General features: G+C 56.1%; 23 protein-coding genes, 1 tRNA gene and 1 riboswitch. Of the genes, 6 read left to right on the top strand and 18 right to left on the bottom strand.

Annotated features, from left to right (window positions below; genetic code table 11):
* Positions 1-135: 135 nt before the first annotated feature.
* Positions 136-213 (bottom strand) — tRNA-Pro (locus GFC01_RS07240).
* 374 nt (positions 214-587) lie between these two features.
* Between GFC01_RS07240 and GFC01_RS07235 the strand changes: the two genes are divergently transcribed.
* Positions 588-875 carry a DUF3795 domain-containing protein gene (locus tag GFC01_RS07235; protein ID WP_152945966.1) on the top strand — a complete coding sequence of 96 codons (288 nt, stop codon included), beginning with the start codon at positions 588-590 and terminating at the stop codon, positions 873-875.
* 7 nt (positions 876-882) lie between these two features.
* Here the strand turns inward: GFC01_RS07235 and GFC01_RS07230 are convergent, their stop codons facing one another.
* Positions 883-1,044: a hypothetical protein gene (locus GFC01_RS07230; RefSeq protein ID WP_152945965.1), complete on the bottom strand. Its 162-nt coding sequence runs from the start codon at positions 1,042-1,044 to the stop codon at positions 883-885.
* Between the two features lie 48 nt (positions 1,045-1,092).
* Here GFC01_RS07230 and sigK point away from each other — a divergent pair, with 48 nt between their 5' ends.
* From sigK to GFC01_RS07210, 4 genes are all read left to right on the top strand, one after another.
* Positions 1,093-1,800 carry an RNA polymerase sporulation sigma factor SigK gene (sigK, locus tag GFC01_RS07225; protein ID WP_152945964.1) on the top strand — a complete coding sequence of 236 codons (708 nt, stop codon included), beginning with the start codon at positions 1,093-1,095 and terminating at the stop codon, positions 1,798-1,800.
* Between the two features lie 555 nt (positions 1,801-2,355).
* Positions 2,356-2,501, top strand: a riboswitch (SAM riboswitch).
* Positions 2,502-2,588: 87 nt separating this feature from the next.
* A complete protein-coding gene (locus GFC01_RS07220; protein ID WP_152945963.1) occupies positions 2,589-3,794 on the top strand; it encodes a homocysteine biosynthesis protein in 1,206 nt (401 codons plus the stop codon).
* A 5-nt stretch (positions 3,795-3,799) separates the two neighbouring features.
* Positions 3,800-4,201, top strand: coding sequence for an NIL domain-containing protein (locus tag GFC01_RS07215; protein ID WP_152945962.1), 402 nt, complete (start codon positions 3,800-3,802; stop codon positions 4,199-4,201).
* On the top strand, positions 4,202-4,933 hold the full coding sequence (locus GFC01_RS07210) for a UPF0280 family protein (protein ID WP_152945961.1): 732 nt from the start codon (positions 4,202-4,204) through the stop codon (positions 4,931-4,933).
* 169 nt (positions 4,934-5,102) lie between these two features.
* On the opposite strand, the gene GFC01_RS07205 is transcribed toward GFC01_RS07210, so the two are convergent.
* The 16 genes from GFC01_RS07205 to trmL form a co-directional block, all read right to left on the bottom strand.
* Positions 5,103-5,300 carry a hypothetical protein gene (locus tag GFC01_RS07205; RefSeq protein ID WP_194174857.1) on the bottom strand — a complete coding sequence of 66 codons (198 nt, stop codon included), beginning with the start codon at positions 5,298-5,300 and terminating at the stop codon, positions 5,103-5,105.
* A 187-nt stretch (positions 5,301-5,487) separates the two neighbouring features.
* Positions 5,488-7,098: an acyl--CoA ligase family protein gene (locus GFC01_RS07200; RefSeq protein ID WP_152945959.1), complete on the bottom strand. Its 1,611-nt coding sequence runs from the start codon at positions 7,096-7,098 to the stop codon at positions 5,488-5,490.
* 127 nt (positions 7,099-7,225) lie between these two features.
* The gene (locus GFC01_RS07195) at positions 7,226-8,359 is read right to left on the bottom strand and encodes an HD-GYP domain-containing protein (protein WP_152945958.1); all 1,134 of its coding nucleotides are present in this window, start codon (positions 8,357-8,359) and stop codon (positions 7,226-7,228) included.
* 90 nt (positions 8,360-8,449) lie between these two features.
* The gene (locus tag GFC01_RS07190; RefSeq protein ID WP_152945957.1) at positions 8,450-9,052 is read right to left on the bottom strand and encodes a DedA family protein; all 603 of its coding nucleotides are present in this window, start codon (positions 9,050-9,052) and stop codon (positions 8,450-8,452) included.
* 108 nt (positions 9,053-9,160) lie between these two features.
* On the bottom strand, positions 9,161-10,912 hold the full coding sequence (pyk, locus tag GFC01_RS07185) for a pyruvate kinase (protein WP_152945956.1): 1,752 nt from the start codon (positions 10,910-10,912) through the stop codon (positions 9,161-9,163).
* A 21-nt stretch (positions 10,913-10,933) separates the two neighbouring features.
* The gene (gene pfkA, locus GFC01_RS07180) at positions 10,934-11,896 is read right to left on the bottom strand and encodes a 6-phosphofructokinase (protein WP_341473814.1); all 963 of its coding nucleotides are present in this window, start codon (positions 11,894-11,896) and stop codon (positions 10,934-10,936) included.
* Positions 11,897-12,131: 235 nt separating this feature from the next.
* Complete coding sequence (locus tag GFC01_RS07175) at positions 12,132-13,085, bottom strand: acetyl-CoA carboxylase carboxyltransferase subunit alpha (RefSeq protein ID WP_152945955.1); 954 nt, start codon at positions 13,083-13,085, stop codon at positions 12,132-12,134.
* Positions 13,069-13,929 (bottom strand): acetyl-CoA carboxylase, carboxyltransferase subunit beta, encoded by an 861-nt coding sequence (gene accD / locus GFC01_RS07170; RefSeq protein WP_152945954.1) that lies wholly within the window; start codon positions 13,927-13,929, stop codon positions 13,069-13,071. Before accD ends, GFC01_RS07175 begins: the two co-directional genes overlap by 17 nt.
* A gap of 21 nt (positions 13,930-13,950) precedes the next feature.
* Positions 13,951-14,142: a putative signal transducing protein gene (locus GFC01_RS07165; RefSeq protein WP_341473813.1), complete on the bottom strand. Its 192-nt coding sequence runs from the start codon at positions 14,140-14,142 to the stop codon at positions 13,951-13,953.
* A gap of 90 nt (positions 14,143-14,232) precedes the next feature.
* Positions 14,233-14,463 carry a trp RNA-binding attenuation protein MtrB gene (mtrB, locus tag GFC01_RS07160; protein ID WP_152945952.1) on the bottom strand — a complete coding sequence of 77 codons (231 nt, stop codon included), beginning with the start codon at positions 14,461-14,463 and terminating at the stop codon, positions 14,233-14,235.
* Between the two features lie 125 nt (positions 14,464-14,588).
* Positions 14,589-17,990, bottom strand: a complete 3,402-nt coding sequence (locus GFC01_RS07155; protein ID WP_152945951.1) for a DNA polymerase III subunit alpha — start codon at positions 17,988-17,990, stop codon at positions 14,589-14,591.
* A gap of 244 nt (positions 17,991-18,234) precedes the next feature.
* Positions 18,235-18,687: a Fur family transcriptional regulator gene (locus GFC01_RS07150; RefSeq protein ID WP_152945950.1), complete on the bottom strand. Its 453-nt coding sequence runs from the start codon at positions 18,685-18,687 to the stop codon at positions 18,235-18,237.
* Between the two features lie 249 nt (positions 18,688-18,936).
* A complete protein-coding gene (locus GFC01_RS07145; protein ID WP_152945949.1) occupies positions 18,937-20,673 on the bottom strand; it encodes a sigma 54-interacting transcriptional regulator in 1,737 nt (578 codons plus the stop codon).
* An 84-nt stretch (positions 20,674-20,757) separates the two neighbouring features.
* Positions 20,758-22,173, bottom strand: coding sequence for a vWA domain-containing protein (locus tag GFC01_RS07140; RefSeq protein ID WP_152945948.1), 1,416 nt, complete (start codon positions 22,171-22,173; stop codon positions 20,758-20,760).
* A 160-nt stretch (positions 22,174-22,333) separates the two neighbouring features.
* Positions 22,334-23,269, bottom strand: a complete 936-nt coding sequence (locus tag GFC01_RS07135) for an AAA family ATPase (RefSeq protein ID WP_152945947.1) — start codon at positions 23,267-23,269, stop codon at positions 22,334-22,336.
* Positions 23,270-23,387: 118 nt separating this feature from the next.
* Positions 23,388-23,849: a tRNA (uridine(34)/cytosine(34)/5-carboxymethylaminomethyluridine(34)-2'-O)-methyltransferase TrmL gene (gene trmL, locus GFC01_RS07130; protein WP_152945946.1), complete on the bottom strand. Its 462-nt coding sequence runs from the start codon at positions 23,847-23,849 to the stop codon at positions 23,388-23,390.
* 353 nt (positions 23,850-24,202) lie between these two features.
* Here trmL and GFC01_RS07125 point away from each other — a divergent pair, with 353 nt between their 5' ends.
* Positions 24,203-24,835: an acetate uptake transporter family protein gene (locus tag GFC01_RS07125; RefSeq protein ID WP_152945945.1), complete on the top strand. Its 633-nt coding sequence runs from the start codon at positions 24,203-24,205 to the stop codon at positions 24,833-24,835.
* Positions 24,836-24,865 lie beyond the last annotated feature (30 nt).

Below are 24,865 nucleotides of genomic sequence, written 5' to 3'. Positions count from 1 at the left end.
AAGCCTTCCCAGCAGTGATTCCGGTGTACTGTTGTCATCCCGCAGGAAATAAGGGTTCCCTACGGAACCCTGCGCATGGCCTTTTCTCTCTTAAAAAAAGAAAGCCTTGATTTTCAAGGCTTTCAGGGATTTTTCTGGTCGGAGCGACACGACTCGAACGTGCGACCTCTACCACCCCAAGGTAGCGCTCTAGCCAAACTGAGCTACGCCCCGATTTAACTTTTTGCACTTTTATTGTACCGTACCGGCGGCCCCATGTCAAGGGTCTGTAAAAGTTTACCCCAAAGACATAAAATGACCTCTGTGCCGCCGGCAGGAATGGGTCGGGGTGCTGGAGAACCTGAAAAGCAAGGAAAAGTATGTATCACCAATCTACCCGGCAGCTCACCGGTTAAGCTGCCCGGGGTGGCTGAAAAGCAGCCGCCCCGGGTCGGATTGTGGTCAGAATTGCGGTCCTTACAACTACCCCATACATTTAAGACATCTAAGGTAGTTAAGATGTCAAGGTAGTGCTTTCCGTTCCGGTAATTGCCGGTGTATAAGTTCCACCGGACCAATTCGGTGGGAAACGAAAGGGGATAATTATTATGCCTACCGGTCCCTGCGGTTTATCCTGCGATGCCTGCGGCCTATATCACCGGGGCAGGTGCTCCTCCTGCGGTCCGGGCAACAGCATTGAAGCCCGGGCCAAAATTACCTTCCAGGAGGAGCTGGGCTTCCGCTGCCCGGTGTTGACCTGCGCCATTACCCGGGAAATTGATTACTGTTCCCGGGACTGCCCTGCATTCCCCTGTTCTAAATTTGAACAGGGTCCCTATCCATTAAGCCATAACTTTATTCGCATGTACCGGCGCCGCTCCGGAGCGGGGCACTGAGGTTTTTTCATGCATAATCGGCCAGGCGGACGGCTACCTGTTCCGGGCTGCCGATGGTGTCCACCTTCAGCTGCCCGGCAAAGCTGTAAAGTTTGTCTTTATCGGTGATGCTGTAGGGCGTCTTCCCCTGGGCCGTCCGAAAAATTTTTTTAGCCAGGCACCTTTTCATCCCCTTTTCCATAGGATATATCGTTCATTCTTCAAAGGGAGGGATACCATGGTGCCTGGTCTGTGGGCGCTGGCGGTACTGTCGGTCATTAACGGTCTGGTGATCCTGATCTGCCACGTGGCCGGCAACAGTTTTCCCAAACCACTAAGCGAGGAGGAGGAAGCCTTTTATCTGGGAAAAATGATGGCCGGGGATGAGTCGGCCAGACGGGTGCTCATTGAACGCAACCTGCGCCTGGTGGCCCACATCATTAAAAAATTCGAGCATTCCGGGGAAGATTTTGACGACCTCATTTCCATCGGTACCATCGGATTGATCAAGGCCGTGGACACCTACAATCCGGAAAAGGCCACCCGGTTGGCCACCTACGCCTCCCGCTGCATTGAAAATGAAATATTGATGCACCTGAGGGCGCGGAAGAAGGTGCGGGTGGAGCTATCCCTTTACGATCCCATCGGTATGGACAAAGAGGGCAATGAGATTACCTTTATGGACGTCCTGGGTACCGAGCCCGAAGTGGTCAGTGAGACGGTGGCCGGGCACCTGGAGCAGGATTGCCTCTGGCAGCACCTGCAGCAATTGCCGCCCCAGGAACGCAAAGTACTGGTTTTGCGTTTTGGCTTGAAGGACGGCGCCCGCCGTACCCAGCGGGAAATCGCCCGCTATCTGGGCATCTCCCGTTCCTACGTTTCCCGCATTGAAAAACGTGCCTTAAACCGGCTGACGGAAAGATTGGCCCTGCAGGCGGGGCGGTAAAGGTACTGTTTAAACATAAGGACATAAGGTGTTTAGCCAGCATAACAATGCTGATTGTTTACGTGCGGCCCTAGTGGTTTGTTGTACAAAATATATTCGACCTGCCCCGCTCGGGGCACGCCGCTTTTAAGTTCACCGTGCAGCAAACGCGTATGACCGGGGCAACGGGAAGTAATAAGGCCGGATTATGTCCGTCCTGTCAAATTATTAAGGACCCGTGAACATTTGTTGATTTTCGGTAAACATGCTTGCTTCGTCCAGCCGGTTTATGATATACTGAACATGGCAGGTTGCACGCCCGCATACGCCAGGTGGCAGACGACCCCAAGGGGAAACGCGGCCGCCGGGCGGGGCGTGGGAATTGCCGCAGGCCGCCTCCGGGCGGGTTTTTGTTTTTGTCCCGGATATCATGGAAGCATATCTTTCCCGGCACATGGCGGATATTCCGTATGGATTCAGGTTTAACCGGTTAAATATTCCAGAGAATTTGGCCGTTGACATTTCCTGCATCAGCTGTTAAAATAACTAGCGAGTTTAAAAATTAATACCAGGGTGCTCTTATCCAGAGTGGTGGAGGGACTGGCCCGATGAAACCCGGCAACCGCCCTGGCACGTTTACACCCGCAGGCCGCCGGCGGGCAGGTAAACGTGCGGGGAATGGTGCCAATTCCTGCAGAAGTTTACCTTCTGACAGATAAGAGGAATGACGCTTGGGCAGGCCTCTTCTGTTTGGAAGAGGCCTTCTTTGACGTCTGGAGGAGAGCATCGGCGTAGAAAGGGTGAAACCAATGAGCGACAAAACCTATCAAGAAATCAACGACCGGATCAAGGCGGGCAAGGCGGTGGTGGTCACTGCCGAAGAGTTGATCGCACTGGTCAAGGAAAAGGGGCTTTCCCGGGCGGCCCGGGAAGTGGATGTGGTTACCACCGGCACCTTTGCCCCCATGTGCTCCTCCGGCGCTTTTTTGAACTTCGGCCATCCGGCACCCCGGATGAAGATGCAGAAGGTCTGGCTCAATAACGTGCCGGCATACGCGGGTATCGCGGCGGTGGATGCCTATATAGGGGCGACCGAGTTGCCGGAAGACGATCCCCTGAACAGCAACCCGCCCGGGGAGTTCCGCTACGGCGGCGGCCATGTCATCGAAGACCTGGTGGCCGGCAGGCCGGTGAAGTTGAGGGCCATTGCCTACGGCACCGACTGCTATCCCAGGCGGGAGCTGGAAACCACCATTACCATAAACGATCTGAACGAGGCCGTTTTATTCAATCCAAGGAACGCCTATCAGAACTACAACTGTGCCGTGAACCTGACCAACCGGACCATCTATACTTACATGGGGATGCTCAAACCCAACCTGGGCAATGCCCACTATTCCACTTCCGGTCAGCTGAGCCCCCTGCTTAAGGACCCGCACTTCAAGACCATCGGCATCGGCACCCGCATTTTCCTGGGCGGCGGTACCGGCTATGTGGCCTGGCACGGCACCCAGCATTTCCCGGCCATTCAGACCGACGCCGGCGGCCGGGAACTGGGGCCGTCCGGGGGCACCCTGGCGGTAATCGGGGACTTGAAGCAGATGAGTCCCCGCTGGCTCATGGGCACCAGTTACCTGGGCTACGGGGCTACCCTGAGCGTGGGTATCGGCATACCCATTCCCATATTGAATGAAGAAATCGCCCGTTATGCCGCTGCCACCGACGAGGAGCTATACGCCCCCATTGTGGATTACGGTGAGGCCTATCCCAATCGCAAACCGGGCAACCTGGGCTATGTCAGCTACGCCCAGTTGAAATCGGGCAAGATTATCGTCAACGGCAAGGAGGTGCCCACCGCTCCCCTGTCCAGCTACACCCGGGCCAGGGAGATTGCGGGCATTCTCAAAGGGTGGATTCAAAAGGGTCAGTTCCTGCTCACCGAACCGGTGCAACTCCTGCCTTCTCCGGCCGACGGCTTGACTGGAAAAGGCCTGGAGATCAAAAAGGAGGGTTAAGATAAATGTCGCCCAGGAAAATTGTGCTGCGCTTCGGCCCGGAGATCTCCGACAAGCCCGTAATCTACCGCCTGGTTAAGGATTACGACCTGATCATCAATATTGTCAAAGCCAATGTAAACCCGCAAAAAGAGGGGATCATGGTTCTGGAAATTACGGGAGATAACTATGACCGGGGGATAAATTACCTGCGGGAGCAGGGGGTTGCGGTTCAGGCCCTCACCCACGAAGTGGTGCGCAATGAATCCCGCTGTACCATGTGCGGCGCCTGTACCGCCATTTGCCCCACCGGGGCGCTGTATATTAAGCGGCCGGGTATGGAAGTGCGTTTTGACAGTGACAACTGTGTGGTCTGCCAGTTGTGTGTCAAAGCCTGCCCGGTGCGGGCCATGGAGGTCAAATTATAATTGGAGCGCACCTATCGCAGCCTCCACCGCCAGGATGATCTGGTGCACTTTCAGGTGGTGGTTAAAGAAACGGATCTGGACATCGGCGTGCGCCGGGAACGGTTCAGTCCCGAACTGGTGAAACGGGCCGAAAAGCTGGTCAGGGATTGCCGGGCTCCCCTGGAGGAATACATCCGCAGGGACCCGGCCTTCCTCAAGGCCCACGATCCTTATGACCCTTTACCCGGTGCCCCGCCCCTGGCCCGGAAAATGGCTGCGGCGGCCCGCCGGGCCGGGGTGGGCCCCATGGCCGCCGTGGCCGGGGCCATTGCCGAAGCGGTGGGCCGGGCGCTGGCCCGCTTCAGCCGGGATGTGATTGTGGAAAATGGCGGGGATATTTTTTTACGCAGCGCCTGTATCCGGCGCATCGGCGTATACGCGGGCGACTCCCCCTTTTCCCACCGGCTGGCCCTGGAAATAAGGCCGGAAGACACTCCCCTGGGCATCTGTACCTCTTCGGGAACGGTGGGGCATTCTTTAAGTTTCGGTATGGCCGATGCGGTGGTCATATTATCGCCCGACACGGCCCTGGCCGATGCGGTGGCCACGGCGGCGGGCAATCTGGTTAAGGATCCGGACCATGTACAGAAGGCAGCCGGTTTTGCCGCCTTAATTCCGGGGGTCACCGGAGCGCTGGTCATCTGCCGGGATAAAATGGCCGCCTGGGGCCGCGTAAAGCTGGTACCGGCCTGAAGGAAAGCAGCAAAAAAATCATCCGGACGAACAAAAAGAGAGCCTTCCGGCAGGCTCTCTTTTTTTAGAACAAGAACGTTTTTACTTTTACGGTTATATCCTGTAAATGGCCGCAGGTACAACTGGATGTTTTACCGCACCGGACGGAAATCCGGTGGGGCAGCCGGGGTTATCCCCATTGCCGTTCCGTGGACCGGTCCAGGGTTTTAACCACTTCCCGGTTCCAGAAATCTCTGATGCCGTCCACCACTATCCTTCCGGTGGAAACTTCCACCTGGATGATGGGACGGGCAAACTGTTGCTGCTGGGTGAGCCCCCTGGAGTTGCGCTGAATTTCCCTGTCGTTTCTGTCCGTTCCTGGCATCAACGGGATCACCCCTTTCCTGTTTATATTAACAACCCCTATTGTAATCGATAATTGTTAATTTTTATGGAAAGGGATGCTAAGATTACGTAAAAAAAGACCCTTCTCATTACAAAGAGGGCTCTATCCCCGGGTCGGGGCGGAGGAAAAGGCCCAATGGGGCCTTTTCCGGCGGAAGGCCTTATCCGGCTTAATTAACCCGTTTTTCATATCCCTCCCATTCCTTTTCCCGCAACCGGTATTTCATGATCTTACCGGTGGACGTTTTGGGTAATTCACCGAATTCTATGGCTTTCGGGACCTTGAAACGGGCAATGCGTTCCCGGCAAAACTGGATAATGTCCTCGGCAGTTAAACTGGATCCCGGTCTGGGTACCACAAAGGCCTTGGGCACCTCGCCCCATTTGGGATCGGGGATGCCAATCACCGCCACCTCCAGAACATCGGGGTGCTCGTAAATGCAATTTTCCACCTCCACGGTGGAGATGTTCTCCCCGCCGCTGATAATGATGTCTTTCATGCGGTCCTTGATTTCGATATAACCGTTGGGATGCATCACCGCCAGGTCCCCGCTGTGGAACCATCCTCCCCGGAAGGCCCGGTCCGTGTCTTCCGGCTGCTTGTAATAGCCCAGCATGACGTTATTGCCCCGCATGACAATCTCGCCGATGGTTTGACCGTCGGCCGGCACATCCTCCATGGTAACCGGATCCACCACCCGCACAAATTCGGAGGTGATGTAGGCCACACCCTGGCGGGCCTTGATTTTGGCCCTTTCATCGTCGTCCAGTTCATCCCATTTCCTTTGCCATTCGCAAATGGTGTGGGGTCCGTATACTTCCGTCAGGCCATAGGTCTGGGTTACCTCTGCTCCAATTTCCTCCATATTTTTGATAACTGCGGGAGCCGGTGGTGCGCCTGCAGTCATTATGTTTAATTTGGCTTTCATCCGGCAGTCCCTGGCCCCGGGGTAATTGGCCATGGATACCAGTACCGTGGGGGCGGCACACAGATGGGTCACTCCCTCTTCTTCAATCAGGCGGTAGATATCTTCGGGGACCACTTTACGCAGGCAGACGTGGGTGGCCCCCACGGCGGTGACCCCCCAGGTGAAGCACCAGCCGTTGCAGTGGAACATGGGCAACGTCCACAGGTAAACCGAGTCGGAATTCATTTTAAATTCCAGGACCTCTCCGATAGCATTTAAATAGGCGCCCCGGTGGTGATACATCACCCCTTTGGGCAGGCCGGTGGTGCCGCTGGTATAGTTTAAGGTGATGTTTTCCATTTCATCTTCAATGACATTGGGCAGGGGGTCCGCAGAGCCCGTGGCCAAGAACTCTTCGTATTCCGGGCCGTCCAGGGGGCGGCTGTCGTTGACGTCACATATATTTACCAGTAATTTGACATTGGGGATTTCATCTTTGATGGGGGTGATCAGGTGGGCGAATTCATTGTCCACAAACAGGGCCTTGCTGTCCGAATGGTTCAGTATATAGGCTATTTCCCGGGGGGACAGGCGGATGTTAATGGACACCAGGACGGCGCCCAGCATGGGTACCCCGTAATGGGCTTCCAGCATGGGCGGGGTATTGGGGCACAGGAAGGCCACCTTGTCCCCCTTTTCAATGCCGGCTTTTTTCAAAGCATTGGCCAGCCTGTTTATCCGTCCGGAAAATTCGCCGTAGGTATAACGCTTGTCTTTATATACCACTGCCGTCTTGTCCCGGTAAACAAAAGCGCTGCGGTTTAAAAAGCTAAGGGGGGTCAGGGGTTCGTAGTAAACTGTACGCCGGATCATAATGCCGTTACCTCCTGTTATCATGCGAATTTTCTAAAATTATTCGCCGGACGCAAGTCATCTTCCTGCCCGAGAAAAAAGTTTTTTGCCTTAAACGGTGCCTCTGGCCGCCTGGTTCCCGGCCCTTTCAGGTGGCCTCCCGGGTAATTTCCGTAGAAAACTCCCAGTAATCCTCAATTACTTCGATAATGGTCAGATCCCGGTGTTCAGCCAGCCACACCTCATAGGGTTCGCTCAGGGGCTCCCGGCCGGCGGAAAACAACAGACGTACCCTGGGGTAAAGGGAATAGCCCCGCACGGTTTCCACCACCACCCCGATTTCGCCGCTGGACAGTCGCACCAGGCTGCCCGTGGGATAGGCGGCTACATTGGCTAAAAAGGCCTGGACCACTTCAAAGTCAAATAAAAAATTGCCTGACCCCGCCAGCATCTCGAAGGCTTCGTGGGGAGGGTAAGCCCGGCGGTAAGCCCGGCGGTAAACCCGGTCGGCGGTCAGGGCGTCATACATATCCACCAGCCCGGTGATGGCGGCGAACTGGTGAATTTCCACCCCCTTCAATCCCCGGGGGTAGCCCTGCCCGTTGTACCGCTCATGGTGTTGCATGGCCACAATCCGGCACAGGGGGCTGGCATCGGGGTCTCCCTTCAGAATATCCAGGCCGTATTGGCAATGCCTTTTGATTATTTCGAATTCCTCAGCCGTCAGGGGCCCCGGTTTGTTCAAAATGTGCAAAGGGATGCGGGTTTTACCAATATCGTGCAGCAGGGCGCTCATGCCCAGTTGAAACAATCCGGTCCGGCTGTAGCCCAGGCTGATGCCGGTGAGCACCGCCAGAACACACACGTTGACCGAATGGCCGAATGTGTATTCATCCAGCAGGCGAATATCCACCAGGTTGACCATCAATTTCTGGTTTTTAAGCAGTTCGTCAATAATATCGTTGACCGTGCCGAACATGTCCCGGGCGCCAATCAGCGCCCTGCCCATGGCCGGCTGTTGCCGGGCGTGGGCGGTCATCAGCGTCTTTACCTTGGCAATGGCCCGGGTGCGGGTCTCCTCGGAGATAACGTCGTCAATAATCAGATCGGGTAATAAATCATCTCCAACGTATACCGCGGGAACACCCATTAATTTTAACCGGTCGATGAAGCGCTGGGTCAGCACAACGCCCGTATTGAGCAGAACCTGGCCCGATCCGTTATGCACCGGACGGGCCACCCGCATACCCGGGCGCAGCAGATGTACCGGGATTCTACGCAAAACGCCATACTCCTTTTGCTGTCTTCACACCTGATTTATTCGACGAAAAACATTATTTCCCTTCAGAGGGCAATATTTTGGAGGATGGCTTTAAGTTTGCTGGGGAGCCTTGCGCTGGCGGCGCAAATAGAGAAAAACCAGGTAAAAAACCAGGCCCCCGGCGGCCATCAGGGGCAGCCTGGACTGGACCATGGCCGAGATTTCTTCCCAATGATGCCCGAAAAGAATGCCGATGCCCAAGTTTAAAGAGGCCCAGCTGATGACAAAAATCGAATTGTAGACCAGGAAGCGGATCAGGGACAGGCCACTTATGCCGGCCATATAGGGGGTGAGATTGCTGACCATGGGGACGAAACGACCCAGAATGATAAAGGCCGGCGCCGAATGGCAGAGCCAGGAACGGGCTCGTTCGAACCGGGCCGGTGTAACCCGCAGATAGCGGCCATAGCGCAGGATGAAGGAATCGCCGGCATAACGGCCGATAAAATAGGCCATTACCGCTCCCAGGTTAAAGCCCAGCACTGCCGCCCCCAGTATGCGCAAAAAGTTTAGCTTTCCCTGATTTACGAGCATGCCGGACAACAAGATCATCAGTCCTCCCGGAAAGGGGAAGCCCAGAGCCTCAATGATCAGGCCTAAGAAAACTCCACCCGCCCCCAGGGTACCCAGGTAGTGCAGGATCCATTCCTTCATTATCAGCTTCACCTTCCCCGGCTTAACATGCCCGGAAAGGGTTAATTTCATTATAAGGCGGCCACTGGCACCTCAGACGTTGTACTGTAATTTTCGAAAGGCAATCTTTTATAAAACCCTGGCCGTACCCCGGTAAATCAATCCCCGCTGGCCGTCCACCGTCACCGTTTCCCCATCGGTGAGGATGGAGGTGGCTCCGTCCACGCCCACAACCACCGGTATGCCGAATTCCAGTCCCACAATGGCGCCGTGGGAGGTTAAGCCGCCCACTTCGGTGATCAGTGCCGCCGCCTTTTCCATGGCCGGCACATACTCCCGGTCGGTGGCGGGGGTAACCAGGATGTCCCCCGGCTCCACTTTTTCCAGGGCGTCCCTGCTTGTGCGGCAGATGCGCACCCGGCCGCTGACGGCCCGGGCGCCGATGCCCTGTCCCCTGGCCAGGATGTCCCCCACGGTATGTACCTTCAACAGGTTGGTGGTACCGTGCACACCCGCCGGTATCCCCGCCGTAATAACCACCAGGTCCCCCGGTTTGATCAGGTCCGCGGAAAGGGAAACTTCAATGGCTGAAGCAATCATACTGTCCGTATCATGGGTGTGTCCCACCAGAAGGGGCTGTACACCCCATACCAGGGCCAGTTTACGCAGCACACGGGCTTCGGGGGTGACGGCGATAATGGGTGCTTTGGGACGGTATTTGCTGACCATTTTGGCCGTATGTCCCGTTTCCGTGGAAGTGATGATGGCCGCGGCTTCCAGATCCTGGGCGGTGGTGCAGGTGGCGTGGCTGATGGCGTCGGTAACGGTGCGGGCCAGGGACCGTCCTTTGCGGGCCAGGATTTCCCGGTAAGGCAGGGCTTCCTCGGTACGCCGGGCAATACGGGCCATGGTTTCCACTGCTTCCACCGGGTAATTCCCGGCTGCCGTTTCACCGGAAAGCATAATGGCATCGGTGCCGTCCAGGATGGCGTTGGCCACGTCACTGGCCTCCGCCCGGGTGGGCCGGGGATTGTTGATCATGGATTCCAGCATCTGGGTGGCCGTAATTACCGGTTTACCGGCCTGGTTGCACTTTTGAATGATTGTTTTCTGGACCAGGGGCACTTCCTCCACCGGTATGCCCACCCCCAGGTCTCCCCTGGCCACCATTATGCCGTTGGCCACCTTGATAATTTCATCCAGGTTGTCCAGTCCTTCACGGCTTTCGATCTTGGCGATTATATCCATATCCGCCCCGCGTTCTTCCAGTATCCGGCGGATGGCCAGCACATCCGCCCCTTTCCGGATAAAGGAGGCGGCTATAAAATCCAGCCCCTGGTCGATTCCGAACTGAATATCCCGCACATCCTGTTCGGTGATGGCCGGCAGATTTACGGGCACCCCGGGCAGGTTGACCCCTTTCTGGCTGGTCAACTCTCCGCCGTGTACCACCTCGCAGAAAATCTCTTTATCGGTGGCATCCAGCACCCGCAGTTCAATGCGGCCGTCTGCAATGAGAATGCTGTTTCCCGGGGCCACATCCCGGGGCAGGCCGGCATAAGTAATGGGCAGGCGTTCCACCGTGCCCTTGATGTTTTCCGTGGTTAGCACCACCCGCTGCCCCGCTTGCAGGGTTACCGGTTCTTTTTCCAGGTAGCCCAGGCGGATTTCCGGTCCCTTTGTATCCAGCAGGATGGCCACATTTTTACCGATCCGGCCGGCGGCTTCCCTGATGGCGGCAATGCGCCGGGCGTGTTCCTCATGGGTGCCATGGGAAAAGTTCAGCCGGGCCACATTCATTCCGGCCCGCATCATGGCCATCAGGGTTTCCACCTTTTCACAGGCCGGACCGATGGTACAGATAATCTTGGTTTTTCTCATGGGACTCTCCTTTCCAGGCTTTTATATAGCCAGAATACTGGCCAGACGGTACAGGTTCAGGTCTACTTTCTTTTTTTCACCAATTACCCGGTGCAGGTCGCTTTCCACCACCTCGCCGGCCACCAGGCCGACCACTTTGCTGGTCCGTCCGGCCATGAGCAGTTCCACTGCCCGGGCACCCAGGCGGCTGGCCAGTATGCGGTCAAAAGCCGTGGGCGTACCGCCCCGCTGCAGGTGACCCAGGATGGTTACTTTGGTATCAAAGCCGGTGCGCTCCTTGATCTGTTTACCAATTTCCAGACCGCTGGCCGCCCCTTCCGCCACCACTATGATGCTGTGCAGCTTTCCCCGGCGGTAGCCCCGGCAGAGCTTGTCACAGATATCATCTAGGCTGAAAGGTTGTTCGGGAATCAGAATGGATTCCGCTCCCCCGGCCAGACCCGAAGCAATGGCGATAAACCCGGTATCCCGCCCCATGACCTCCACTATGAAGGTACGCTCATGGGATGTGGCGGTATCCCGGATCCGGTTGATGGCGTCCACGGCTGTGTTCACGGCGGTATCAAATCCAATGGAAAAATCGGTACCGGCAATGTCATTGTCAATGGTACCCGGAATGCCCACCACCGGCAGTCCGTATTCCCGGTGGAAAAGACCGGCTCCCTGAAAGGAGCCGTCGCCGCCGATGACCACCAACCCCTGTAAACCGAAGCGGTCCACGTTTTCCCAGGCTCTGGCCCGGCCTTCTGGTGTTTTAAAGGCTTCGGAGCGGGCGGTATGTAAGATGGTGCCCCCCCGGTGGACGATGTCGGCCACCGATCCCAGGTGCATGGGCTCCATGTCCCCTTCGATGAAACCGTTGAATCCCCTTTTGATGCCGATTACCTCCATGCCGTGGTAAATGGCCTTGCGCACTACGGCCCGGATGGCGGCATTCATGCCGGGGGAATCCCCGCCGCTGGTTAAAACGCCGATTCTTTGCACAGGCTGCCCCTCCTGCCGGTGTTTCCTGCAGTATAAATATGTGCCGGCAAAGTTTAAATATGCAGAAGGTGGATTCAAGTATGTTTTCCGGCCGGTTCCTGTTAATTTTACCGATTTATTGTTAACTGTAGAGCGGGAATTGTTTAAATATGTCAAAGATACCGCCTTATCCGTGTATACTGCCCGCCCGGGGAAAATAACCGGAGTTCTGAATGGTTTCAACAGCAAAAAACGGTCACTTTGCCTGCAACTGTGATCCGGTACTTCTGAAACGCTGGTACCGTCGTTCCAGGAGCTGTTCCACAGGCAGTTTCACCAGTTCCTCCAGGTGCCGGTTGAGGGCTTCCCCCACCAGACGGGCCGCTTCCTTCCGGTCCCGGTGGGCGCCGCCCAGGGGCTCGGGGATAATCGCGTCTATGAGATGGTGCTCATAAAGATCACCGGCCGTAATTTTCATCTCCCCGGCCGCTTCCCGGCAGCGGGTGGCGTCCTTCCAGAGAATGGAGGCATAGGCTTCCGGTGAGATGACCGAAAAAACGGCATGCTCCTGCATCAGGATACGGTCGCCGGCGGCAAGGGCCAGCGCCCCGCCGCTCCCCCCTTCGCCCAGGATGACGGCAATCACCGGGGTTCGTAAGATCAACATGGACTGGATGGAACGGGCGATGGCTTCGGCCTGTCCCCTTTCTTCCGCCCCCATGCCCGGGTAGGCGCCGGGAGTGTCGATGAAGGCCAGCACCGGACGGTGGAATTTTTCCGCCTGGTACATCAGCCGCATGGCTTTGCGGTATCCCTCGGGATGGGCCATGCCGAAATTACGGGCCAAATTTTCTTTGGTATCGTGACCCTTCAGGTGGCCGATTACGGTTACCGGCCGCCCGCGAAAGCGGGCAATGCCGCCCACCACCGCCGGATCGTCCCCGAAACATCTGTCCCCGTAAAACTCCAGGAAATCGGTGCACAGCATGTTGATGTAATCCAGGGTATTGGGGCGTTCCGGGTGCCGGGCAATGAGAACCTTTTGCCAGGGGGAAAGGTTGCCGTAGATGCTTTCCTTTAGTTCCCGGACCCTTTTTTCCAGATTGGCAATCTCGTTGCTCAGGTCAATGCCCTTTTCCCCGGCAAAGCGCTGTAACTCCGCGATCTTTTCTTCCAGCTCCACAATGGGCCGGTCAAATTCGTAAATCATATCCCTCGCTCCGGTGCAGATCCAGGATTTGGGCCAGGGTGGATTTAAGGTGGGGGCGGGGGACCACCCTGTCCACGAAGCCATGCTGGCGCAGGAACTCCGCCCTCTGGAAACCCTCGGGCAGCTTCTGGCGTATGGTCTGCTCGATTACCCGGGGGCCGGCAAAACCAATTAAAGCCCCCGGTTCGGCCAGAATAATATCCCCCAGCATGGCAAAGCTGGCGCTCACCCCACCGGTGGTGGGATCGGTGAGGATTGATATGTACAACAACCCCTCACCGGCGAATCGGGCCAGGGCGGCACAGGTTTTGGCCATCTGCATTAACGAAAGCACCCCCTCCTGCATACGCGCCCCACCCGAGGCCGTAAAAATTAAAAGTGGCAGGCGCTTTTCCCGGGCTCCTTCAATGGCCCGGGTGATTTTTTCCCCCACCACCGTGCCCATGCTGGCCATCATAAACCGGGCGTCCATGACAGCCAGAACCACCCGGTGCCCCGCCAGTTCCCCTTCCCCGGTGATTACGGCCTCCGGCAACCCGGTGTCCTGGCAGGCGCTGGCCAGTTTTTTTTCGTATTCGGGCAGACCAAAGGGATTGACCGGTGTCATGTCCCCGTCCCATTCCACGAAGGTGCCCTCGTCAATAATGGTTTTTATTCTTTCCGGGGCGGAAAGGCGAAAATGATAACCGCATTTGTCGCATACCTTGAACTGTTTATCCAGCTCGCGGCCAAAAATGATTTCGGCGCAGCGGGGGCACTTCACCCAGAGGCCGTCGGGTGTCTCCCGCTGTCCGCTGCCGGCTTTCAGTACGGCATAGCGCTGTCTTTTGAAAATTTCCAGCAAGTCCGGATCACGCCACCTTGTTTATAGAGTATTAATTACTTCCAGTGCCTCGTCCACTTCCGCTTCCGGAACCAGGATTTCCACCGAACAGTGATGACCGCACTGATTGAGCCCCAGTTCCCGCAGTTTGACCAGAAAACCCTCGCTGGAGAGCAAATTTTTAATCCGCTCTGCTTCTTTCTTGCTTGGTGCAATATAAACCACAGTCCACACCCCGTAAGCCCCCTTAACCAGATTGCCGCCTTTACAGGACCTTAATTTTACCGTTGGAAAGTTTTATCCGGGCATCTCCCGGAATATTCGTCAGTCATCATTACGCATGCGACCGTGTTTGGTCAGCAATTCCACTTTGCCGCGGATTTTGATGGCCGATGTGTGTTCTGTAAACTGGGCGATCATAATTTCGCCCTTGTCCAGCTTTTCCGAGTGATGAAAGCGGGTATCCTTGCCTCTGGTCAGGCCGATAATGGTTACCCCGTTCTCCAGGGCCTTTACCGTCACGTAATCACCATAGATATCCCATTTTTCGTTCATTATTCCCATCCCCCCTTTTTTTCTTCACCGGGCCGGCAAGGGCTACGGGGAAATCCGTTTAGTAAATATTGCCTTTTGTATCATAGCATACCCCCCCGTTTTTGACAAGTTTCCTGCCTGGAGAACTAATTTTCTTTCAGTTTCACATTTTCCGGACCCAAAAGCTGGTTCAGTTGATGCAATACGCCGGAAGACAGATCAGTCCAATAATCCCGGGAGGTCCGGGCCAGTTTCTTTTCCGCCGGGAAATACAGGTAAACCGGCGTGCTTCCCGGGTGGCTGCGCAGCACCTGCTGTACCCGGGTGAGGAGGGCCGGTGTGGCTCCCCGGAACTGCAGGTAGAGACTGCCCCCGGCTTTCCGGTTTAAGGGAGCCACTTCCTCGGCCATGAGCTTGATCGATTCATCATTCCTGTTCAAATGTCCCCGGATCAAAAGCACGGTGTCGGGCTGGATGAACTTGCCGTACTGCTGGTAAACCCGGGGGAAGAACACCACCTCGATGTTACCGGTGAGATCCTCCAGGGTGCCAAAAGCCATGGGTTCACCCCGGCGGGTGACGATGCGTTTTAAGCCGGTGAGCATGCCGCCCACGGTTACCGGTCCCTCCTGTTCCCCGTCGGATAGCTCGGCCACCGCGACGCTGGTTTCTTCCTGGAGCACCTGACGATAATCTTCCAGGGGATGGCCGCTGATATACAGTCCCAGGGCTTCCTTCTCCAGGGAGAGCATCTCGGACCGGGAAAATTTCTTTACGCGGGGCATGGTCAGGGTCAGTTCCTCGCTCATGGTGTCTCCCCACACATCCAGCAGGGACAGCTGGCCGTTGCTTCTTTCCCTCTGGGACTGCTGGGCCAGGGCCAGACCGGAATCTATGGCCGCCATGAGCTGCGCCCGGTGGTGCCCCAGGGAATCCAGGGCGCCGCTTTTAATTAAATTCTCCAGCACCCGCCGGTTGATTACCCGGGCATCCAGCCGTCGGCAGAAATCGGTAAAGGAAGTAAAGGGGCCGTTTTTTTCCCGGGACCGGATGATGGCTTCCACTGCACCCAGACCCACATTCTTTATGGCGGCCAGGCCGAAACGGATTTTACCGTCCACCACGGTAAAACTTTCCCGGCTTTCGTTGACATCGGGGGGTAACACCGACAAACCCATGCGCCGGCACTCCTCCACATAGGCAGCCACCTTGTCCGTGTTGTCCCGCACGGAGGTCAGCAGGGCGGCCATGTACTCCGCGGGATAGTTTGCCTTCAGGTAGGCCGTCTGGTAGGCCACCAGGGCGTAGGCGGCGGAGTGACTTTTGTTGAAACCATAACCGGCGAAATATTCCATCAGATCGAAGATTTGACCGGCAACGCCTGCCTCCACGCCGTTTTTGACCGCCCCTTCCACGAACTGGTTGCGCAGGCCGGCGATGATCTCCGGTTTCTTTTTGCCCATGGCCCGCCGCAAAAGATCCGCTTCGCCCAGGGTAAAACCGGCCAGATCGCTGGCAATGCGCATCACCTGCTCCTGGTAGAGGATTACGCCGTAGGTGTCTTTTAAAATGGGTTCCAGCTTCGGATGCAGGTAGGTTACCTTTTTTTCGCCATGCTTGTTTTTAATGAAGTCATCCACCATGCCGCTGCCCAGGGGACCGGGGCGGTAAAGGGCCACCAGGGCCACAATGTCCTCAAAGACTTCCGGCCGCAATTCCTTCAAGATGGCCCGCATGCCGCTGGATTCCAGCTGAAAGACACCGCTGCCCTCCCCCCGGCACAAAAGGGCAAAGGTTTGGGGATCGTCCAGGGGAATCTCGTCTATGTTTATATCCGGTCCGCCGTTCTGACGGATTAATTTCAATGTATCGGCAATGACCGTCAGGGTACGCAGCCCCAGGAGATCCATCTTTAAAAGCCCCAGTTCTTCCACCTGATCCTTGGCGAACTGGGTGGTTAAAGGGCTGTCGGCGGTCTTGTACAGGGGCAGGTAGTGGGTCAGGGGTTCCCGGGTGATGACCACCCCGGCGGCGTGGGTGGAGGCGTGCCGGGGCATACCTTCCAGCAGGGCGGCTGTATCAATAAGCCTTTTTATCCGGGGATCCCCCTGGTATAGTTCCCTCAGCTCACTGGAATCCTGCAGCGCCTTTTCAATGGTGATATGCAGTTCGGCAGGAACCAGCTTGGCCACCCGGTCCACTTCTCCGTAGGACATGTTCAGTGCCCGCCCCACGTCCCGGATGGCCGCCCGGGCGGCCATGGTGCCAAAGGTGGCAATCTGTGCCACGTGGTCGGCTCCGTATTTCCGGGTGACGTAGTTGATCACTTCCCCCCGCCGCTCGAAACACAGGTCCACATCCACGTCGGGCATGGAAACCCGTTCGGGGTTGAGAAAACGTTCAAAGAGCAGGCCATATTTCAAGGGGTCCAGGTTGGTTATCCCCAGTACGTAAGAGACCAGGCTGCCGGCGGCCGATCCCCGGCCGGGGCCCACGGGTATGCCGTTCTGGCGGGCGTAGTGAATGAAATCCCATACAATTAAAAAATAGGCGGAATAACCCATCTGGCGGATGATTTTCAGTTCATACTCCAGCCTTTGCCGGACTGCCTCGCCTGGTTCGCCGTAACGCCTGCGCACCCCCTCCCGGCAGAGTTCTTCCAGGTAGCTGTCGGCCGTGTGGTTGGGCGGCACTTCGTAATGGGGCAGGTGAAGACGGCCAAAGGAAAGATCCACCTGGCAGCGTTCGGCGATAAAGCCGGTATTGTCCATGGCCTCCTTTAATTCGCCAAAAATCCCGGCCATCTCCCCTTCACTTTTTAAATAAAGTTCCTGGGACTGGAATTTCATCCGGGAGGGATCGTCCACACTCTTGCCCATCTGGATGCAGAGCAGAACGTCCTGCATGGCGGCATGTTCCTTTTTCAGGTAATGCACATCGTTGGTTACCACCAGGGGTATGTGTAGCTTGCGGTGGAGCTGGATCAGTTCCTGGTTTACCCGGCGTTGTTCAGCCATGCCGTGATCCTGCAGCTCCAGAAAAAAGTTTTCCGGGCCGAAGATATCCCGGTAAGCCGCAGCGGCTTCCTGTGCCTTTTCCCTTTCACCGGCCAGCAGGCGATCGGCCACTTCACCGGCTATGCATCCACTTAAAGCGATCAATCCCTGGCTGTGGCGGGACAACAAATCCCTGTCCACCCGGGGTTTGTAATAAAATCCTTCGGTATAGGCCTGGGATACCAGTTGTAAAAGGTTGCGGTACCCCCTTTCGTTTTCCGCCAGCAGGACCAGGTGGTAGAGGTGGTCGTCCACCTTTGGCGTCCGGTCATGCATGGTGCGGGGGGCTACATAAACTTCACAGCCCAGAATGGGCTTGATCCCCTCTTTTTTACAGGCCTTGTAAAAGTCCACCACGCCGAACATGGCTCCGTGGTCGGTAATGGCCAGGGCGGGTTGGCCCAGGGCCTTTGCCTGAGCCACCGCCTCCTTGATGCGGGCGGCTCCGTCCAAAAGGCTGTATTCCGTATGAACATGCAGGTGAACAAACATGGACAGACACTCCTGATGATTGGGGTATGGGGAAATAAATGCCATTCAGACCTTATTTATTTTCCTCATTCGTGTAAGAAAGAAAAATTCCTGCCGTTGCTCCGGCAGGCCGTAAAAAGTTAAAGGGCGGCCCCGGGATGCCACCCTTTCTTTAACTGATTATAATAGCCGGCCACCCAACAGGCCCTGTAAAAGAGTGTTGATAACAAGTAGCTGGCCTATGAAAAGTTCCGCTGAAACATCATTAAAAGGACGGTTTACCGCTCACCCGGGAATTCCGGGGCTGATTGCGTTCCACCGCTTCCTCCTTCTGGTGCCGGCAGTCCCGGCATTGGCCGTAAAACTCCAGACGGTGCCGGTTTATCTCCATGCCCGTCAACCGGGACACCTCTTCTTCCAGGTGATCCAGCAGTGGTAACTCCAGATCGAAAATGCGGCCGCAGATATCACAAACAAAATGATAGTGGTTGCGGGGATTACCATCGAAACGGCTGAACGTGCTGCCATAGTTGAGCTCCATGATTTCCCCCGTCTGTTTGAGGTTGCCCAGGTTGCGATATATGGTGCCCAGGCTGATATCCGGAATTTGCTTGCGCGCCTGTTCATAAATCCAGTCTGCAGTGGGATGGGTATTGGTCTGGCGCAGAATTTCCAGGATTAATTTTTTTTGCCTGGTCATCCGGCAGTTTTTGCTCATTACCTTTCACTTCCCGTAATAATAACAAGTATCTATTTCATTGTAAAATATTTTTTTACCGCTGTCAAGATTAATTCAAAAACCATTTATTATATAATAAATTAATTGTTTGATAAGGGTTACCGTTTCCAAAGAGACAGCCCCGTAAAACAGCCATAAGGGCGCACCCGTTGGAGGGATACGCCCTGGTAAAATGATGGATGGGAGTTCCGTTAAGGTCCGGGTGGACCCCGGGAACAGGCGGTCGGTCTAGAGTTGTATGCCGTACTGTTTCATCTTTTTATACAACCAGGCCCGGGAAATGCCCAGGGTCCTGGCCGCCTGCATTTTATTACCCCCGGCTGCGGCCAGGGCTTCCATCAGGGCTTCCTTTTCCACCTCTTCCAGCAGTACGGGTAAAGTGCGCTGCTGGCAGTTTTTCAGCGCCTTCTGGTCCAGTTTTTGTAAATAAGGGGGTAAATGTTTTGTTTCAATAATGTCATCCTCCACCAGGTTAAAAGCACGTTCAATCACATTTTCCAGTTCGCGGACGTTGCCGGGCCAGTGATAACTTTGCATTATTTTCCATGCAGCGGCAGACAGATCACGAACTTTCAGGCCAAACCCGGCGTTGAATTTGTGAATGAAGTGTCGTACCAGATCCCAGAGGTCCCCCCGCCGTTCTCGCAGGGGTGGTAGATAGAGGGAAACAACGTTTAGCCGGTAGTAAAGATCCTCCCGGAAACGTCCCTGGCGGATCAGCTCTTCCAGCTCCCGGTTGGTGGCCGCCACCACGCGCACATCCAGGGGCCGCGGCCGGCTGTCCCCCAGTCTCTCGATTTCCTTTTCCTGGAGTACCCGCAGGAGCTTGGCCTGCATGGGCAGCGGCATGTCTCCAATTTCATCCAGAAAAATGGTTCCTCCGTGGGCTTGTTCAAACTTACCCATTTGTCCGCCCTTGCGGGCGCCGGTAAAGGCTCCTTCCTGGTAACCAAAAAGCTCGGATTCCAAAAGGTTTTCCGGAACGGCCGCGCAGTTTACCTTGACAAAGGGCCCCCGGCGGCGGGGGGATGACGTATGCAGGGCATGGGCCACCAGTTCCTTGCCCGTGCCGCTTTCCCCATGGAGCAGCACCGTGGAAGGTCCTTGAGCCACCCGGCGAATGGTTTCCTTTAACTGAACCATGGCCGGGCTGGTGCCGATCAGGTTGTCCAGGGTGTAACGGGCGCCTGAAGAGCGTTCCTGTTCCGCCCGGTCCGGGTTGTGTCGCAGGGAATGCCATTGCCCGGCCGGAGCCACCAGCTGTTCCATGTCCTGAAATATTATCTTGCTTACCGCACCCACAACCTGTCCCCGTTTGTGTATGGGGTAATGGATGACCAGCGTTTCCCTGCCCCGGAGCCGTATCACTTTTCCTTGCTGCAGTTTGCCGGTGCGGGGGATCAGGTCCGGCTCAGTGACCGGTACCACTTCCGTAATTTGCCGCCCTATGGCGTCGTCCGGGGTGGTTTCCAGGAAGTCGGCCATGGTCTGATTGAGCATGATTATTTCTCCCCGGTTGTTGATGGCAATGTATCCGTCCCGGCTGCTGTTGAAAATGCTTTCCAGAATACCGTTCACTTCCCTGGCTTCTTCCAGCTCGGCTGCCAGATATTGCAGTTCGCTAATTTCCTGGGCTACACCGATGGCTCCCACAATGGCATTGTTCCGGATAATGGGGGTGCGGTTGACCACATAGAGGGTATTACCCCGGACAAACTTGCGTCCGATGTGCGGTTTCCCTGTTTTCAGTACTTTTAACAGGCCCGTCCCCGGAATAACTTCGCTGATCAGGCGGCCCATGGCCCTTTCCGCCCGGCAGTTGAAAACCCTTTCCGCCGTGGGGTTGAAAACGATAACGCGTCCCTGGTGATCCACTGCAATGACTATGTTGTGCACGGAATTGAAAATGTCCAGGTAATCGCTCAAAAGACCGGCGTTTTCCACCAGATACTTGTTCAGGGCCAATGTTTACACCCCCCTTCTTGATAATTTTGTCCGTCACCCGCTTTTAGTTCATTCTATTCAACGATAACCGGTCAAAATCCTGCCTTACCGGGAGTGTTTGAGCATTTGACGGCAAAATATCTCTTCCAGGTGGGCAAGGGTGTGACATTCGAACATTTGTGCCAGGGGGGCGAAAGCCGCTACTCCGGGCAGGGTACCCCATTCCCGGCGGGGTACGGTGTTCAGCCAGAGGATATCTTTGACCTGCCGGCGTATGGCTTCCAGTTCCCTGGCTGCTTCCCGGGGAGCAATGGTTTTTGTATCACTGACAATGATGAAAATGGTATCACCGGTAAGCAAAGACCGGTGGTTGTGCCGCAAACTGGACAGCGCCCGTCCCAGGTTGGTGGTCCGGCCCCACTGCCGGCTGGCGTTGATCATATCGGTCATGGTCTGCACAAAACCCCGCCCCTGGCGAAAACCGGGAGTTACCCGCTCCAGATCCTCGGAAAACACGAAGCTTTCGATATCCTGAACCGCGCTGGAAAGGCCGTAGATAAATTGCAGCACAAAGCGGGCATAGCGGGCCATGGAGGCGGAGACATCGCAGACAAGCACCAGTCGCGGGCGGTGGGTGCGCCGGGAGCGGTAAGATAGTTTTAATGGTGTGCCCCCGCAGGGGATGTTGCGACGAATGGTGCGGCGGATATCCACCACCTGTCTTTTCCGGCTCTGACGGTAGCGGCGGGAGAGGCGGTGAGCCAGCTGGTCGGACAGGTGCTGGATAATGCGGGTGGCCCTCTCCAGGTTTTCATCGGCAATCTGCTGCATGTCCTGGTAGAGGAGACGGTCTTCCGGGTGCCGGTAAAAATCGGCGGCCACGCCGTCAATTACGTCATCCATGTCTTCCTCACCGGTCAGCTCGGCTTCCAGCTCCCGTCGCCCCTCTTCCCCCCGGGTTTTCAGCAGGTAGTAGCGCCAGTAGTTGAGCGCCGACTGCATGATGCGGCCAATCATCGCACCCGGGTTGTTCACCGGATTGCCCCGCATCTGCCGGACCAGCTCCAGCAGGCGCTCCCGTTCTTTCCGGGGCATGCCGGCAAAGGTATGCACTTCCTCCCCGGTAAAGTTTATTTCCGTGCCCCATGGTGCCAGGGCGTCCTGCAGCTCTTTTCGGGCGTCTTCCAGGCGGGCTTCCTCCCGGTCCAGAAGCTGCCGCCTTTCCCGGCGCCGGCGATCTTTTTCTTCCGGCGGGACAAAGAAACGGTCGAAGGCCATGGTAAATATCTGCCGCTCGGCGCGGCTTTTCACCAGCAGGGCACCCAGGGCGGCCCGGACCTGTTCCCTGTCCAGCAGGTCAACCTCAAGCAGTGCCTGACAGGCATCCAGGGTTTCGGCCGTGCTTATCCGCATACCCAGATGGCGCAGGATGTGGATGAAGCGCACCAGACTGCGGGGCAGGGAATTGCTGCCCTCCCCTTCCATGTGGAGTACCGCCCGGGTGACGGGATCAACGGGCATCCCGGCCACCTCACTTTTTTGGGGGGATAAGTATAGCGCCGTTCGCTTTGGACCCGGCACTCACCGGCATACCGGGTTTATAGAACAGATGGGTATCAATCAAACCTGCGGCACCAGGAGTAAAAAATATTCTGGTGAGTGCCGGGCCGTGCCCCGGGTATCAACCATGGTGGCAATGGGCGCACTGGCACGCCGTCCGCGGGAGGTCGCCTTCCCCTCCGGCTATTTGGCTGACCAGGCCGGCCAGCCCCACCTGCTGTTTTAAAACCGCCTGGTCCTCCCGGTTTTTCAGCAACAGGTTCAAGGTTAGTCCCACGGCTTCGGGCGTCAGGACGTCGGTATGCAGGGCCACCAGTGCCCGGGCCCAATCCAGGGTTTCGGCGATGGATGGTTTTTTCTGCAAATCCAGGTGGGTGCGGATATAGTGCACCGCCCGGACCACCTGACGGGCCAGCTCTTCTTTGGCTTCCGGCACCTTCACCTGCAGGATGCGCATTTCCTTTTCTACGGAGGGATAATCGATATAGAGGTAAACGCAGCGGCGCTTTAAGCCGTCGGACAGCTCCCGTTCGCCGTTGCTGGTCAGAACCACGGCGGGGATATGCCTGGCCTGCAAGGTGCCCACTTCAGGTATGGAAACCTGGAAGTCCGAAAGCAGCTCAAATAAAAAGGCCTCGAACTCCGGATCGGTTTTATCCACTTCGTCAATCAGCAGGACAACCTGCCGGTGGGCCCTGATGGCCTTTAACAGGGGCCTTTCTAAAAGATATTCCAGGTCGAAAAGGTCCTTCTCCAGGGCGGCGTCGTCACAACTGCCCCGGGCAATTTGAATTTTCAACAACTGTCGCTGGTAGTTCCATTCATACAGCGCCCTGGTTTCATCCAGGCCCTCATAGCACTGCAGGCGGATCAATTCCGTGTTGAGAGCCCGGGCCAGGGATTTGGCCACCTCCGTTTTGCCCACTCCGGGAGCCCCCTCCACCAGCAGGGGGCGGCCTAATTTTAGAGCCAGGTACAGAGTGACCACCAGTTCCTCTTCGCAAATATAGCCGTTTTCTTCCAGACGACCTTGCAACTGGTCCATGGTCAGGTTCATGGGGTTGTTTCCTTTCTAAAAAATGTCTTCACTTCTGAACATATATAAATTATTCTCTTTTTACCGGGGGATTCCTGCTTATTTTTAGAATTTACAAAAGGTTGTGTTAAGCCGGGCATTACTCCAGCCCGGGAAAGTCCTGCTGTCTTAAGGCTTCGTACAATACCAGGGCCACGGAATTGGCCAGATTCAGGGAGCGGGTGGTCCCCCGGGCCATGGGGATGCGCAGGGTGTATGGTTTGTTGGCGGCCAGCAATTCGGCCGGCAGTCCCCGGGTTTCCCGGCCGAAGACCAGAAAGTCCGAAGGGTGGTATTTAACACTGGTATACAGTTGTTCCCCCCGGGTGCTTAAAAAGTAAAAAGTGTGCCCGGAATAAAGCTCCCGCAGCTGGGAAAAAGAGTCGTGGTAATGAATTTCCACCAGGTGCCAGTAATCCAGACCGGCCCTTTTCAGGTGTTTGTCATCGGTGGAAAAGCCCAGAGGACGCACCAGGTGGAGAATACTGCGGGTGGCGGCGCAGGTGCGGGCGATGTTACCGGTGTTGGCGGGTATTTCAGGTTCCACCAGGACGATATGCATTGCCGGATTGGCTCCTTCGGGGCTGTTTAGCCTTGTTTACATTACTTCTTAGCCATTCATTGACACTGGCGGTTGCGTGCCTGTACCGTTTGCCAGTTGCGGCGGCTCAAGGGGAGTGTATTGTATATGAACATTTCAGGATTAATTTTATCTTTTCCCGGGCGGATTGACAACTCCCCGGTGGGCCCTTTGGCCGGTTAATCCCGTAAGTAAATAATGAAACTCAAAACAGAATATTGGCCCTTTTCTTGCAATTCAAAAATAAAAAGGGGGTGGTGATCAAGGAAGGGCATAAAAATTAGATCAACGCATTTGGGGAAACTGCAAAAAATTTAAAAACAGGGGGAATGAGCATGTCCGCAAAGGGACACGGGTGGGCCAATCCCGGCCCGGCGGGGCTGGTTGCCCTGGCCATGGCCTGTTTCACTTTTTATGCGCTTTTTACGGGTAAAGTCAGTGCCGGGGCGGTGCCCCTTTTGGGCATCTGGCTTTTGGGCGGTTTTGTGGTTCAGCTATCCGTCGGCCTCATTGAATTAAACGAAGGGGCCACTACCGGCGGCAACGTGTTCACCTTTTTCTCCGCCTTCTTCATGCTGGTTACCGGCCTGGAACTCATCTTTAAGTTTTTTGCCGCAACCAACGGCTGGAAGATCGACGCCCGCATCGACGGCTGGGCCTGGCTGGCCCTGGCCATTGCCTTGACCACCTGGACACCGGCTTACTTCAAGTCGCCTTTGACCCTGACGGCGGTGGTGGTGGCCCTTGATCCGGCGCTGTTTATGGTGGCCCTTTCCGATATGGGGGTTATTTCCAAAGCCTGGCAGCCCGTGGCCGGCACCCTGCTGTTTATTGCCGGCTGGTTTGGTCTCTACACGGCCATGGCCATCATTTTAAACACCGAGTTTGGCCGTAAAGTGGTACCCTTCCCCGGTCCCATCATCAAGCCGGCACCGGTGCAAACGGTTGTACAGCAGCAGCAAGGTTAAGTAACAGTTACCCCGGCGCTCACCGAATAG

Source organism: Desulfofundulus thermobenzoicus, assembly GCF_009428905.1.
Classification (GTDB): domain Bacteria; phylum Bacillota; class Desulfotomaculia; order Desulfotomaculales; family Desulfovirgulaceae; genus Desulfofundulus_A; species Desulfofundulus_A thermobenzoicus.
The sequence above is the reverse complement of the archived record's forward strand: the minus strand, read 5'-3'. Positions and strand labels throughout refer to the sequence as shown.